Here is a 12,610-nt window from a genome sequence, read left to right on the forward strand (position 1 = left end):
GTATTCGGAGTTACCGTGCTCGATATCGATCCACCATTCGGAACTTTCTCGCTACCAAGGCCTTTGGAGCGGCTTCGCACTCTCGCCGATGGTTTCCCAGAAAATCGGTTTGGGCGACTTGGTGTATCGCTCGTACGAAAGATTTGTTTGGTTTTCGGAGGCGGATCCTTTGATGTCTCGATATACCCAACTACCTTTGCAAGGCTATACCCCACGACAAATCGCTGCGAGAAACGCGTATTTGTCGGTAAGCAATTTTTCGATTTGAAGGAGCGGCAGTATCTAACTTTTGCTCTCGAAAACAGCCCCGCAGATCGTCCATTTCAATTTCTAGATCTTGGTGCAAATGTAGGTATGTACAGCCTCTGGGCGGTTGCTGAAGCGCGTAGGTTAGGCCGATCAATAAATGTAATTGCAGTTGAGCCCGATCAGACCACGGGAGCTCGATTGGCCGCTAACATTGCGGCGTCGTTTGCGGAAACAAATGTAAAGATAGTGCCTTGTGGCGTGGGCGGAGCACCGGGTAAGGCGCGGATGATTGAGGACGAGACCAATCGTGGTGGCAACCATATCAACTTGGTTAGAGGTGGCCTATCCAGCCCTGACATTTTCGTCGTCACTACAATCCCCGAATTATGTGATGGCCATGGCATTGAGCGTGTTGATGCTATGAAAATAGATATCGAAGGCCACGATTACGCTGCACTCGAGAGTTTGTTTAAAAGCGGACGAAGAGAATTATTTCCGAAATGGATACAGGTAGAGGTAGGTCGTGGTGACAAGGGTGCCGATTTGCAGCGTTTGTGCTCGGACAATGGCTATTCTATTGCTGCTCGCACAAAGTTAAACGCAATTATGCAGTACGAACCTGTTACTGGCTATGAGAGGTCCTGATGGCCAAACGCGATTTTTATGATGTCCTTGGCGTTGCGCGCGATGCGGACGAAAAGGCTCTGAAAAGCGCCTACCGGAAACAGGCAATGAAGTATCACCCGGATCGCAATCCGGATGATGCGGAAGCAGAAGCCAAGTTCAAGGAAGCCAATGAGGCGTATGACACGCTGAAAGACCCGCAAAAACGGGCCGCCTATGACCGATTCGGGCACGCTGCCTTTGAAAGTGGCGGTTTTGGCGGCGGTGGTACTGGCGCTCATGATTTTGGGTCGACCATGTCCGATATTTTCGAAGAGTTTTTCGGAATGGGGGGCGGTGGTGGTCGACGTTCTGGCGGGCGAGAGCGGGGCGCGGATCTTCGCTACAATCTCGATGTGACGCTGGAAGAGGCGTTTAACGGCAAGACAGTCGAAATCGAGGTGCCGACATCTGTTACGTGTGACACGTGCTCAGGCTCGGGCGCAAAGCCGGGAACGAGCCCGACCACATGCCGCACCTGTGGTGGTGCCGGTCGGGTACGCGCCGCGCAAGGCTTCTTTACACTGGAGCGGACATGTCCAACCTGTCAGGGGCGTGGTCAGGTGATTTCAGACCCGTGTACCTCTTGCTCTGGAACTGGACGCAAGACACAGGAGCGCACGCTCTCGGTCAATATTCCAGCAGGCATTGAAGATGGCACGCGCATTCGCATTGCCGGAGAAGGCGAAGCCGGAGTTCGCGGTGGGCCGTCTGGAGACCTCTACATCTTTGTTTCCATCAGGCCGCATGAACTTTTTCAGCGCGATGGGGCAGATCTTTACTGCCGTGTGCCGATTTCTCTGACAACGGCAGCTCTGGGCGGCCAGTTTGATGTGCCGACCGTTGACGGCAAAACAAGCCGGGTGAAGGTTCCGGAAGGCACGCAGACTGGAAAACAGTTCCGCCTCCGTAGCAAGGGCATGCCAATCATGCGCTCTACGCAAATGGGCGACATGTATATTCAGGTTACGGTGGAAACCCCAACCAATCTGACACGGCGTCAGCGCGAATTGCTGGCAGAATTCGAGAAAGAAAGCTCAGGCGAAACGCATCCAGAATCAGCCGGATTCTTCTCCAAGGTCAAGGACTTCATAGACAATCTTTGATCATAGGCGTATTCCTGCCTTATTGATTGATTCAATTGAGGTCTGGGCATACCCGGCCCTCAATTGATGCGGTTTAAGGAGTTGAGATGCTGGAAACGTCACGGTCCCATGTTCGAACCTTGAAGGATAAGTTCCAGCGCCTGAAGTCTCACAAATTGACCTCCATCGAAGAGTTGCGCTTTTTGCGAACTTGGGTGGAAAGCCCGTTGAAAACAGGAGCTGTTGCGCCGTCTGGCTCCGACCTTGCGCGTAAAATGGCGTCTTTTGTTGATGTCACGCCCCATGCCCGGGTTTTGGAGCTAGGGCCGGGAACAGGTTCCGTTACAAAAGCGCTTTTGGCCCGCGGCCTCAAGCGCTCAGACCTGACTGTCATTGAGTATAGTCCCGAGTTTTGTCATCTGCTGCAGTCGCGCTTTCTGGGGATATTCGTTGTGGAAGGCGACGCCTACGCCCTACGCAACACATTGGGCCTCGGTCCCAATGAAGGCCGGTTTGATGCCATTATTTCTTCCCTACCTCTGCTGACCCGTCCAGAAAGCGCGCGGGTTGAGCTTTTGGAAGAGGCGATGGATCTGTTGCCCACTGGCGCCCCCTTCGTGCAGTTTTCTTACGGTCTTCTGCCGCCGGTAAAACCGGAAGCGGGGGTCAACGTGTCGGCTTCGTCCTGGGTTTGGAAAAACCTTCCGCCAGCGCGCGTGTGGGTTTACCGTGCGTCCGGAAAACGGTCGGCGCGCCCTCAATAGGATGGCCGTCTGGTGTAGTTGTTCTTCACATTGAGGATACCATGAACCAACCGAAAATTATGGTTCTGTCGGGCTCAGTCCGGTCCGGATCAGTCAATACCAAGCTCGCCGCGCTGGTGGGAAAAAAGCTCGCCTTGGCCGATGCGCAGGTCACAAATCTGTCGCTGAAAGACTACCCCCTGCCGCTTTATGATGGTGATTATGAAGCTGAGAAAGGTGTTCCCCCCGATCCAGCACAAAAGTTGAAGCGCCTGTTTCAGGCGCAGGATGGCGTTTTCATCGCCTGCCCGGAATATAATGCAGGCATTACGCCGCTGTTGAAGAACACCCTCGACTGGATCAGCCGTGTCAGCGAGCCGGGTGAACCCGCTAAGCCTGCTTTCCGGAACCAGATTTATGCAATCGGAAGCGCGTCACCTGGCGGGTTTGGCGGTCTGCGTGGTTTGATCAGCATGCGCACCATTTTGGAGGTGGGTCTCGGGGCCCATGTGTTGCCGCAGATGGTGTCTGTTGCCCGTTCGCAAAGCGCATTTGACGACAAAGGCGATCTCACGGACGAACGAACCGCAGACATGCTGGACACGATGGTAAAGGCCTTGCTGCGCCATTCTAAACTCAATTCCCATAACTAATCGGCTCGTTGCCTTGGAATTCGGGGCGCATCTGACTACATACGCACGCAACAGCCCGTGACGAAGAGGAAAACATGAGCGAAAGCCGATCACAGGACATCTGGCACGGCACAACAATCGTCATGGTCCGCAAGGGCGGTGAAGTTGTCATTGCTGGTGATGGTCAGGTCTCTCTTGGCCCGACCGTCATCAAGCATACCGCCCGCAAAGTCCGGCCTTTGGCCAAGGGCAAGGTCATTGCCGGCTTTGCCGGCGCTACAGCAGATGCCTTCACCTTGTTTGAGCGACTGGAAGCCAAGCTGGAGCAATACCCCGGCCAGCTCATGAGGGCTTGTGTGGAGCTTGCTAAGGACTGGCGAACAGACCGTTATCTGCGCAGGCTGGAGGCAATGATGTTGGTCGCCGACAAGAACACGTCTCTCGCATTGACCGGAACAGGGGACGTTCTGGAGCCGGAGGGAGGTGTCATGGGCATTGGGTCGGGTGGCAACTACGCTCTTGCTGCTGCTAAAGCGCTGGCAGATACGGACGCGGATGCAGAAACAATTGCACGCAAAGCCATGGCAGTTGCCGCTGACATCTGTGTTTACACAAATGACAGCGTGACAGTTGAAAAGCTGAAGGCTGCTGACTGAGCTGAGCGCCAGGTGACTGGAAACGAAACACACAAGTTCGAAAGGTGTGTCGTAGGAAATGACTGATTTTTCGCCAAGAGAAATTGTCTCTGAACTGGACCGCTATATCGTCGGGCAAAAGGATGCCAAGCGGGCCGTTGCCATTGCCTTGCGCAACCGGTGGCGTCGCCAACAATTGGAAGGCCAGATGCGCGAGGAGGTTCTGCCGAAGAACATCCTTATGATCGGGCCGACCGGCGTCGGCAAGACCGAGATTGCTCGCCGACTGGCAAAACTGGCCAACGCTCCCTTCACCAAGGTAGAAGCGACCAAGTTTACTGAAGTGGGCTATGTGGGCCGCGATGTTGAGCAGATCGTTCGTGATCTGGTTGAGGCCGGGATCAGCCTTGTGCGCTCATCCAAGCGGGAGGCAGTGAAGGCAAAAGCGCATGTTCTGGCTGAAGAACGCGTGCTGGATGCTCTTGTTGGCAGCAACGCCAGTCCCAGCACACGTGACAGCTTCCGCAAGAAACTGCGCGAAGGTGAGCTGGACGACAAGGAAATTGAAGTTGAAGTTCGCGCGCAGGCACAAATGCCGAGCTTTGATCTGCCCGGCATGCCCGGCGCAAGTGTTGGCGTCATGAATGTGTCCGATCTCCTGGGCAAGGCATTTGGTGGCCAGACAAAAACCAAACGCACAACGGTCAGCGAATCTTACGATCTCCTAATCAATGAAGAGTCTGACAAGCTTCTCGACGAAGACAAGATCGTCTCAGAAGCGGTCTCGCTGGTTGAAAATTCCGGTATCGTGTTCCTTGACGAAATCGACAAGATTTGTGCCCGTGAAGCACGGTCCGGCGGGGATGTATCCCGTGAAGGTGTGCAGCGCGATCTTCTGCCCTTGATCGAGGGAACTGTTGTTTCCACCAAGCACGGCCCGGTCAAGACAGACCACATCCTGTTTGTTGCCTCAGGTGCGTTCCATGTCGCCAAGCCATCTGACCTCCTTCCGGAACTGCAGGGCCGTTTGCCAATCCGTGTGGAATTGCGCGCTCTGACAAAGGAAGACTTCCGGGCCATCCTGACTGAACCTGAGGCCAGTCTCATCAAGCAGTACGTGGCGTTGATGAAAACGGAAGATCTCACACTGACGTTCACCGAAGAAGCCATCGATGAAATTGCTCAAGTGGCTGTTGATCTCAATGCTTCGGTCGAAAACATTGGCGCACGCCGACTGCAAACGGTGATGGAGCGGATATTGGACGAAATTTCGTTCAATGCTCCTGACAAAAGCGGTGAAACAATAGAGATCACCGCGGATCATGTGCGTGAAAATATCGGCGAATTGTCGAAGAACGTTGATCTGTCCAAGTTCATCCTCTGACCTGTGAAAAGTGCCGTATCGAAAAGCTTGCGATACGGCACACCCGGTGGCAGCATGCGCCCATGGTAGCTATCCGTAAAAGTAATGAAGAGGGCCATCGCCGCAAATTTCTGGTTGTCGTTGACGACACCCCGGAATGTGATCGTGCGATTGTCTATGCGGCCAAACGGGCCGCCCGAACAGGCGGGGTGGTGACACTCTTGGCTGTTATCACGCCAGACGACTTTCAGCATTGGCTGGGGGTTGAAAACATCATGCGGGCAGAGGCGATGGAGGCTGCAGAAGCCACATTGGCCAAAGCCTCTGATCGGGTAAGGTCCGTCGCGCGTACAGAGCCTGAAACTGTTGTTCAGGAAGGCAGTAAATCGGAAACGATCCTTGAGTTGATCGAGAATGATGCGGACATCGCCATTTTGGTTCTGGCCGCCAGCATGAGCGCTGATGGCCCCGGGCCCTTGGTGTCATCCATTGCGGGCAAGGCCGCTGGCAGCTTTCCGATCCCGGTCACGATCGTTCCGGGAAATCTGGACGATGATTCCATTGCGGCTTTGGCCTGAGGTGGCGATAGCCATGGATCACAAATCGTGTTGAGCGCTTGATTCACACGTTTGCGAACCTAGCTAGTTTATAAGAGTTCCAATGTAGCGCAGTTTGCGCTATGAGTTATTGATCGCCGATTTACGATTGTTCGAATTGGCGGTGTAAAAAACCGTGTATCAGCAAGCGCATTTGAGCTGCGCGAGGAAGTGAAGAATGTTTATTCAGACGGAAGCCACACCAAATCCGGCGACCCTGAAGTTTCTCCCGGGGCGGGTTGTTCTTGAAACGGGAACCTATGACTTCACATCGCCGACAGAAGCCGGAGCATCGCCGCTTGCCGAAAAGCTGTTTCAGGTGCCCGGTGTTGCCGCCATCTTTTTCGGTTACGATTTTATCACCGTGACGAAGAAGGAAGACACAGACTGGCAGCACATGAAGCCTGCCATCCTGGGCGCGATCATGGAACAATTCATGTCTGGTCAGCCGGTCATGGCCTCTGGTCAGGCAGAAGACACGGAAGAAGGCGAGTTCTTTGAAGAAGCAGATCAGGAAACGGTCACGGTGATCAAGGATCTGCTCGACACGCGCGTGCGTCCAGCTGTTGCGCAGGATGGCGGCGATATCACCTTCAAGGGCTTCAAGGAAGGGATCGTCTATCTCTCTATGCGCGGAGCCTGTGCCGGCTGTCCGTCGTCTACGGCGACCCTTCAGCACGGTATACAGAATCTGCTGAAGCATTTTGTACCCGAAGTGCAAGAAGTTCGCCCGATATAAGGCGAAACCATCGGCACCACGAGGTTTCAAAGCCCGGCTTTTTGCCGGGTTTTTTGCCAACTATGACGATTATGTTAACTCAAGCCCAACCTTTGGGTTAGGTCGAAAGCGCGGCTCGACAGACGCCCGATGCCACGGTACCCAATTTATTATGCGTGTTCTTGCGATTGACACTGCGCTTGCCAACTGTGCAGCCGCCGTTTTGGATGACGCCTCGGTTCCTTGTCAGCTCACGGAACGCGGCGATGAGATCGGGCGCGGTCATGCCGAGCATCTGATGAACCTGATCAGTGAAGTGATGGCGGAATCTTCAACCGCTTTCAACGATCTTGATCGTGTGATCGTGACAACAGGCCCCGGCAGTTTCACCGGTCTTAGGGTCGGCCTGTCTGTGGCGCGCGGGTTTGGTATTGTCCTTCAAAAGCCTGTTGTCGGTGTTACGACCCTCGCCGCTATCGCGCATGCATTTGTCGGTCAAACGGGGGATGGTCCCTTGCTCGTTGCGCTCGATGGGAAGGGTGAAGAAGTTTATTGTCAGTTGTTTTCTGTGGAAGGCACACCACTTGGTGAGCCCGAGGTCCAGACAATCAGTCAGCTTGGCCATACCCTTCCAAGAGCAGTTCACTTTGCCGGGTCAGCATCGCAAAGGATCGCAGAAGCCTGCGGTCTGGGGCCGGAAAGCGTACTATCAAACAAGGGATATCCGGAAGTTGTCGATGTGGCGCGTCTTGGTTTGACGATTGATCCGAGCTCGGCAACTCCAGTTCCTCTTTACCTCCGTCCCCCGGATGCCAAGGTCGGGACGTCTGGAAGGATTTTGCGGCAATGAATTTTTGGTGGTTCTGGACGTCACCGCCGGTTGTTGAAGAGGCGCTTGACGAGGACTTGCCAATCCTTGCCGAAATTCACGCCCAGTCTTTTACCCACAATTGGGAAGCTGATGAGCTCGCGCGCCTGAAAGGGCAGGACGGGATTATGATTTTGACCGCGCGCCGGGCAAGCCCATATGGAACCCGCAATCCGCTCGGGTTTCTGATTATCCGAACTGTAGCAGGTGAAGCAGAGGTTCTGACCATTGCTGTCCATCCGCGAAGTCGGGGCCGGGGTGTCGGGAAAAAGCTGATGCAGGACGCCATCTTCCGGCTTTACAGCGACCGTTGCGAGAGCCTCTTTCTAGAGGTGGATGGCGCGAATGAGGCGGCTCTGCTTCTTTATAAAAGCCTCGGGTTTCGACAAGTCGGCGAGCGTAAGGGCTACTACCGGGACGCAAAAGGTGATGGCACAGCGCTTGTCATGAAGGTCGATCTTCGCTAATCGCTGCAGGAAGGGAAACCAACGGGCACTGCACGTATGAGCGACGAACAGGCAATGACGCTGGCAGACAAATGCGCGGCCATGGGCATGCGCATGACAGGTCAGCGCCGAGTAATTGCTTCCGTTCTGGAGAGCGCATCAGACGACCACCCCGATGTTGAAGAACTGTATCGCCGGGCTTCGGCGATTGATTCCGGTATTTCCATTTCGACCGTTTATCGCACAGTGAAGCTCTTCGAAGATGCCGGGATGATCGAGCGCCACGATTTTCGCGATGGGCGGTCCCGTTACGAAGCCGTCCCCGAAGAGCACCACGATCATCTGATTGACTTGCGCTCCGGAAAAGTCATCGAGTTTCGAAATGAGGAAATAGAGGCACTTCAGGAGTTCATCGCCAAGCGCTTGGGCTACAAGCTGGTAGACCACCGGCTCGAGCTTTACGGGGTGCCGCTTGAAAAAGAGGACCCGTCTTCGGACAACGGTGGGTCTGGCAATGGCCCGGATTAAGGCCACCCTTGTCATCTTTATGCTGACGCTTGTTTCGCTGGTTCTCATCCCGCTGCAGTGGATCGCGATAAAGACCAACTGGTCTGCACGAAAGTGGCTTCCCTGTTTCTGGCACAAGATTGCGACCCGGCTTGTTGGAATTCGCGTTCATGAAATCGGAAAGCCAACTCTTGATCGTCCGCTCCTGATTGCAGCCAATCATGCGTCTTGGGTGGATATTCCGGTGATTGGGTCTTTGATACCGCTCTCTTTCATTGCGAAATCCGAGGTTTCGGGGTGGCCTATTTTTGGGCTCTTTGCAAAGCTTCAGCGCACGGTGTTTGTCAATCGGCAGCGCCGTAGCGAGACAGGTCGTACAGCCAATCAGATCGCTGATAGAATGGCCTCCGGCGACGCGATGGTCCTCTTTGCTGAGGGCACGTCCAATGACGGGAATTATGTTTTGCCGTTTCGCTCAGCGCTGCTGGGTGCGGCAACACGGCAGTTGGATCAGGTGGAAGGCGAAGTATGGGTGCAGCCGCTATCAATTGCCTATCAAAGGTTCCACGGCATGCCGATGGGGCGGCAGTTTCGCCCGCATGTGGCCTGGTATGGCGATATGGAATTGCCAGATCACCTTTGGGCAGTCTTCTGCGAAGGCGCGCTTGATGTCGTGGTCACCTGGGGTGAGCCGCTGCGCGTGAGCGCTAGTGCAGACCGAAAGTTACTTGCGCAGCAGTTGGAAGACGCTGTTCGGGAAACCACCCAGAACGCACTGGTTGGCCGGACTTTGGAAAATGCAGCTCTCTGACAAAGGCGGAGCAGCGCATTTCCGGCAAAATGGCAGAAATCGCCTATTCTCAATCAGGGAAAAAACCGCTAAAGCAAGCGCTTGAATTGTGATTGCGGCGCTCACTTGATTTTTCAGTGTGCCGAGACGGTGAATATGCCGCTCCTGCGCTGCCCGAAACCACCTGAACTGATCGGCCCCTTGGGCCCCGAGGAGCGAATGACCGGCCGCCCGGAAGACCATATCGAGACGACTGACACTGCAAGCCAGCCTGCCAATGAAAAAGCTGCTCGCAAGGTATTTGTGCGCACCTATGGTTGCCAGATGAACGTTTATGACAGTGAACGCATGTCAGACGTTTTGGCTCGTGAGGGATATGAACCAACCGACACGGTTGAGGATGCCGACCTTGTGCTGCTCAACACCTGTCATATCCGGGAAAAGGCTGCCGAAAAAGTCTATTCCGAATTGGGGCGCATCCGGAAAGTCAAGGATGAGCGCGCCAAGAGCGGCAAGGAAACTGTGATCGGTGTTGCTGGCTGTGTGGCGCAGGCAGAAGGTGCGGAAATCTCCCGCCGTGCGCCGGTCGTGGATCTGGTGGTTGGGCCGCAAAGCTATCACCAGCTACCGGACCTTCTGAAAAAGGCCAAAGGTGGCGAGAAAGTCGTCGAGACAGAATTTGATATCGATGCCAAGTTCGATCATCTGTCTGCAAAAGCCAAGCAACCGGTCCGCAAGCGTGCGCCGTCTGCGTTCCTGACGGTTCAGGAAGGCTGTGACAAGTTTTGCACATTCTGTGTTGTGCCTTACACGCGCGGGGCTGAAGTCTCCCGGTCCGTCGATCAAATCGTTGAAGAAGCCGAGCGCATGGCATTGGAAGTGTGCGGGAAGTCACCCTTCTGGGGCAAAACGTAAATGCTATCATGGCGAGGGGCCGGGTGGAAAAACCTGGGGCCTTGGGCGTTTGCTGCGCCGACTGTCAGAAATTGAGGGGCTGGATCGGCTTCGCTACACAACCAGTCACCCACGCGACATGGATGATGAGTTGATTGAGGCGCACCGAGATCTGAAATCCTTGATGCCTTATTTGCACCTTCCGGTACAATCAGGCTCGGACAAGATCCTGAAGTCCATGAACCGCAAGCACACCCGCGATGAGTATTTTCGACTAATCGATCGCATTCGGGAGGCAGCGCCGGATATTGCCCTGTCGGGAGATTTCATTGTCGGGTTCCCGGGCGAATCGGATGCGGACTTTGAAGACACAATGGATTTGATCCGCCGAGTTGAGTACGGATCGGCCTTTTCCTTCAAATATAGCCAGCGGCCCGGCACGCCGGGAGCAACAATGGAAGATCAGGTGCCGGAGGACGTCAAAACGGCCCGCTTGAGCGAGCTGCAAGCACTCCTGACGCAGCAGCAAAAAGCCTTTAATGCCTCGCGTCTTGGCATGGTTTGTGATGTTTTGTTGGAGAAAAAAGGTCGCCTTCCGGGGCAGCTCGTCGGCAAGTCACCCTGGCTTCAACCGGTGCAACTGGATGCACCTGAAAACTTGATTGGCACGATACAAGCGGTGGAAATCATCGAGATCGGAAGTAATTCGCTGTTCGGGCGACGGATTGACGGGCAGAATGAAACTCTGTCCAAGGCCCCGGACCTCAAGGAGGTGGCATTTGACGCGTGACGGTCAATCCTCGGCACGAAAACTGGCGGATGTGAATTCTTCCGCCGCTTCTGATCTCACCCATATCGTTCTTGCTTTTGAAGACAACAGGCTGATCGGCGATCTGTTTGGTCAGTTTGACCAAAACCTTGCGCTGATTGAACAGCGTTTGTCTCTTGATGCGATTGCCCGAGGCAATCAGGTAACGCTCAAGGGCAGCAAATCGGCCTGTAATCAGGCAAGAGCTGCGCTCGAAGCGCTTTATCAGCGTTTGCAGCAAGGGCACGAAATACATCCCGGTGATGTTGAAGGGGCCTTGCGGATGGCAGCGTCTGCCGAAGCGCAGCTTCCATTGCCGACATTGGAACCGAAATCACGACTGGCATTTGCGCAAATTTCAACGCGCCGAAAAACCGTCGTAGCCCGCACAGCCACACAGGATGCCTATATCCGGGCAATGGATCGGGCGGACCTTGTTTTTGGCACTGGGCCAGCCGGTACCGGCAAAACCTATCTGGCTGTTGCCTATGCCGCAGCTCTGCTGGAGCGCGGTGATGTGGCGCGCCTTATCCTGTCGCGTCCCGCCGTTGAAGCTGGCGAACGGCTTGGCTTCCTGCCCGGCGATATGAAGGAAAAGGTCGATCCGTATCTGCGCCCACTTTATGACGCCATGTATGACATGATGCCGCCGGAAAAGGTGGATCGTGGATTGCAATCCGGCATGATTGAAGTGGCTCCCTTGGCATTCATGCGTGGCCGGACCTTGTCGAATGCGGTTGTCCTGTTGGATGAAGCGCAAAACACCACCTCAATGCAGATGAAGATGTTTCTTACGCGCTTGGGTGAAGGCTCCAAGATGATCGTGACGGGTGATCCTAGCCAGATTGACTTGCCGCCCGGCCAGCAGTCCGGATTGCGCGAGGCGCTCGGTCTTTTGAGCGATGTGGTAGGTGTGGCCCGTGTTCGGTTCAATGAAGCGGATGTGGTGCGTCATGAGTTGGTTGCGCGTATCGTGACGGCTTATGACGATGCGTCTCGTCATGCGTCGGAAGAGCGTGAGCGCCGCTATCAGGAACGTCAGGACGCCAAACGCGCAGCGGAAGAGGCAGGCGACAACGCAGCGGCCAATGACTGACACGCGCCTACCAGACGGTTTAACCATCGACCTGTCGATTGAGGCAGGCGATTGGGGTCCGCTGGAGCCTTTGAAAAAATTGTGCGAACGGGCCGTGGCAGAAACTCTGGCAAGTGGCCTCTTCGTTGTTCCCCATAGTGAGTTGTCGGTGGTTTTGACAGATGATGCATCCATAAAGGTGCTGAACAATAATTGGCGACAAAAGGACAAGCCAACAAATGTCCTTTCCTTTCCAGGCAGCGACCCGGACGATGAACGGTATGGCCCCTTGTTGGGGGATATTGTCGTCGCGCTGGAAACCGTGACACGCGAAGCAGATGAAATGGGAATTGAATTTCCCGCACACCTAACCCATCTTTTTGTTCACGGTTTGCTACACCTTTTCGACTATGACCATCAGGATCTGGAAGAGGCTGAGGTCATGGAGCGCAAAGAAAGGCAAATCATGAGATGTCTTGGATATGAAGACCCCTATGAGGGTCGCCCCCTTTTGCTTGAGGACGATTAAGCGGATTTC

Annotated in this window: 14 protein-coding genes and 1 pseudogene; all 15 read left to right on the top strand. The window is 54.7% G+C overall.

From position 1 onward, the window contains the following. The first annotated feature begins 15 nt into the window (after positions 1-15). The 15 genes and pseudogenes from TRICHSKD4_RS05815 to ybeY all read left to right on the top strand — a co-directional run bounded on the left by TRICHSKD4_RS05815 (position 16) and on the right by ybeY (position 12,601). On the top strand, positions 16-894 hold the full coding sequence (locus TRICHSKD4_RS05815; protein WP_208993011.1) for an FkbM family methyltransferase: 879 nt from the start codon (positions 16-18) through the stop codon (positions 892-894). After that, positions 894-2,018 (top strand): molecular chaperone DnaJ, encoded by a 1,125-nt coding sequence (gene dnaJ, locus TRICHSKD4_RS05820; RefSeq protein WP_009466534.1) that lies wholly within the window; start codon positions 894-896, stop codon positions 2,016-2,018. The genes TRICHSKD4_RS05815 and dnaJ overlap by 1 nt, the downstream gene beginning before the upstream one ends. A gap of 86 nt (positions 2,019-2,104) precedes the next feature. After that, complete coding sequence (locus TRICHSKD4_RS05825) at positions 2,105-2,761, top strand: class I SAM-dependent methyltransferase (protein ID WP_009466535.1); 657 nt, start codon at positions 2,105-2,107, stop codon at positions 2,759-2,761. A 41-nt stretch (positions 2,762-2,802) separates the two neighbouring features. Then, positions 2,803-3,393 carry an NADPH-dependent FMN reductase gene (locus TRICHSKD4_RS05830; protein ID WP_009466536.1) on the top strand — a complete coding sequence of 197 codons (591 nt, stop codon included), beginning with the start codon at positions 2,803-2,805 and terminating at the stop codon, positions 3,391-3,393. A 74-nt stretch (positions 3,394-3,467) separates the two neighbouring features. Next, complete coding sequence (hslV, locus tag TRICHSKD4_RS05835) at positions 3,468-4,028, top strand: ATP-dependent protease subunit HslV (protein WP_009466537.1); 561 nt, start codon at positions 3,468-3,470, stop codon at positions 4,026-4,028. A 58-nt stretch (positions 4,029-4,086) separates the two neighbouring features. Next, positions 4,087-5,391, top strand: a complete 1,305-nt coding sequence (gene hslU / locus TRICHSKD4_RS05840; protein ID WP_009466538.1) for an ATP-dependent protease ATPase subunit HslU — start codon at positions 4,087-4,089, stop codon at positions 5,389-5,391. Positions 5,392-5,453: 62 nt separating this feature from the next. Continuing rightward, positions 5,454-5,948: a universal stress protein gene (locus tag TRICHSKD4_RS05845; RefSeq protein WP_009466539.1), complete on the top strand. Its 495-nt coding sequence runs from the start codon at positions 5,454-5,456 to the stop codon at positions 5,946-5,948. A gap of 196 nt (positions 5,949-6,144) precedes the next feature. Further along, on the top strand, positions 6,145-6,705 hold the full coding sequence (locus tag TRICHSKD4_RS05850; protein WP_009466540.1) for a NifU family protein: 561 nt from the start codon (positions 6,145-6,147) through the stop codon (positions 6,703-6,705). A 151-nt stretch (positions 6,706-6,856) separates the two neighbouring features. Continuing rightward, positions 6,857-7,534 (top strand): tRNA (adenosine(37)-N6)-threonylcarbamoyltransferase complex dimerization subunit type 1 TsaB, encoded by a 678-nt coding sequence (gene tsaB / locus TRICHSKD4_RS05855; protein WP_009466541.1) that lies wholly within the window; start codon positions 6,857-6,859, stop codon positions 7,532-7,534. Next, complete coding sequence (gene rimI, locus TRICHSKD4_RS05860) at positions 7,531-8,019, top strand: ribosomal protein S18-alanine N-acetyltransferase (protein ID WP_009466542.1); 489 nt, start codon at positions 7,531-7,533, stop codon at positions 8,017-8,019. The genes tsaB and rimI overlap by 4 nt, the downstream gene beginning before the upstream one ends. Positions 8,020-8,055: 36 nt before the next feature. Then, complete coding sequence (locus TRICHSKD4_RS05865; RefSeq protein ID WP_040616429.1) at positions 8,056-8,526, top strand: Fur family transcriptional regulator; 471 nt, start codon at positions 8,056-8,058, stop codon at positions 8,524-8,526. Next, entirely contained in the window at positions 8,513-9,316 is an 804-nt protein-coding gene (locus TRICHSKD4_RS05870; RefSeq protein ID WP_040616431.1) for a 1-acyl-sn-glycerol-3-phosphate acyltransferase, read from the top strand. The genes TRICHSKD4_RS05865 and TRICHSKD4_RS05870 overlap by 14 nt, the downstream gene beginning before the upstream one ends. Positions 9,317-9,619: 303 nt before the next feature. Continuing rightward, positions 9,620-10,979: pseudogene (gene miaB / locus TRICHSKD4_RS05875) on the top strand (tRNA (N6-isopentenyl adenosine(37)-C2)-methylthiotransferase MiaB). Next, on the top strand, positions 10,969-12,093 hold the full coding sequence (locus TRICHSKD4_RS05880) for a PhoH family protein (RefSeq protein WP_009466547.1): 1,125 nt from the start codon (positions 10,969-10,971) through the stop codon (positions 12,091-12,093). Before miaB ends, TRICHSKD4_RS05880 begins: the two are co-directional and overlap by 11 nt. Further along, positions 12,086-12,601 carry an rRNA maturation RNase YbeY gene (ybeY, locus tag TRICHSKD4_RS05885; RefSeq protein ID WP_009466548.1) on the top strand — a complete coding sequence of 172 codons (516 nt, stop codon included), beginning with the start codon at positions 12,086-12,088 and terminating at the stop codon, positions 12,599-12,601. The genes TRICHSKD4_RS05880 and ybeY overlap by 8 nt, the downstream gene beginning before the upstream one ends. Positions 12,602-12,610 lie beyond the last annotated feature (9 nt).

The organism is Roseibium sp. TrichSKD4, assembly GCF_000148725.1.
Lineage (GTDB): Bacteria > Pseudomonadota > Alphaproteobacteria > Rhizobiales > Stappiaceae > Roseibium.